Below are 230 nucleotides of genomic sequence, written 5' to 3'. Positions count from 1 at the left end.
ATCACGAGACGACCGAACACGGCATCCCACGACCTCACCGTGTAGGTGCGCACCTCGGTGGAGTCGACGCCGTCGGGGAACTCCCAGTAGCCGTCCTCGGTCGGCGAGGGGAGCACGGGCTCCTCGTGGCCGGTCTTCGGCAGGAACAGCCGCAGATACTCGTCGCCGACACCCGAGGAGAGGAAGCCCTCGAGCCCGTCGCCGGCGAAGACGATGCGGACCATCCCTGG

General features: G+C 68.3%; 1 protein-coding gene. It reads right to left on the bottom strand.

What is annotated here, in order from left to right:
• The coding region (locus SB658_RS28065; RefSeq protein WP_410603886.1) for a siderophore-interacting protein at window positions 1-230 on the bottom strand (230 nt) is incomplete at both ends.

The organism is Bacillus sp. SIMBA_008, assembly GCF_046535495.1.
In the GTDB taxonomy this organism is placed as follows: domain Bacteria; phylum Bacillota; class Bacilli; order Bacillales; family Bacillaceae; genus Bacillus; species Bacillus subtilis.
This window is presented reverse-complemented; position numbering and strand designations above follow the sequence as displayed.